This is a genomic window from Pseudoalteromonas sp. NZS11_1, assembly GCF_015864275.1.
Taxonomy (GTDB): domain Bacteria; phylum Pseudomonadota; class Gammaproteobacteria; order Enterobacterales; family Alteromonadaceae; genus Pseudoalteromonas; species Pseudoalteromonas arctica.
In genome coordinates, this window is the sequence record NZ_JADYXK010000065.1 from 1 (window position 1) to 912 (window position 912).

General features: G+C 48.4%; 1 protein-coding gene. It reads left to right on the top strand.

What is annotated here, in order from left to right; all coding sequences use genetic code 11:
• Positions 1-912, top strand: a 912-nt coding sequence (locus I6F44_RS19505; RefSeq protein ID WP_197174411.1) for an Ig-like domain-containing protein, incomplete at both ends; no start/stop codon positions are given.

The window sequence follows — 912 nt, forward strand, 5'->3', positions numbered from 1 at the left end:
TAACTGATGGTCCACTCACTATCGAAGCAAGCGTCAGTGACAGTGCAGGCAATACCACCACGTTAAGTGAAGGCGCAACATTGGATACCAATGCACCGAGTATTAATATTGATGCATTAATGGATACAAATGATACAACGCCGAATGTGAGCGGTACCAGCAGTGCAGCAAATGGCACTATTATCACCGTCAGCTTCACGGACAGTAATGACATAACAAACACGGTACAAACAACTGTTACAGACGGTATCTGGAGTGTTGAAGCTCCTGTTGACTTAGCTGAAGGCAGTTATGAAGTTGAAGCGAGTGTTACAGATGGAAGCGGCAATACAAGTACAGCAACAGAAAATGGTGTAGTGGATACGACCATTCCTAATATTGCCGTAAATGATGTAACAGTGACTGATGACACAACACCTACGATCACCGGCACAGCGAATGCGCCACAAGGTAGCACCGTAAGCGTTGAAATCACCGACAGTAATAATATTACTCATACCGTAACGACCACATTAGGGGTTAATGGCACATGGAGCGTAGCAGCCACGCAAGTACTGGCTGAAGGCACCTTTACAGTGAGCGCCAGTGTGAGCGATGCCGCAGGCAACGAAGCCACTGCCACAGGCACTGGTGAAATAGATACCATTGCACCGACACTTGTACTTACCAGTCCAGGCTCAAGTAGCGACATCACCCCGACACTTAGCGGCACAAGCGATGCCGTTGAAGGCACCGTTATTAACTTCACCGTGGTGGACGATCAAGGCAATACACAAACCTTTACGACCACTGTGGATGCCGATGGCAACTTCTCAGTGGAAGTACCGACTGCACTGGCAGAAGGACCATATAGCATCGAAGCAAGTATTAGCGATGTGGCAGGTAACAGCACCGATATTACCGGCAACGGCA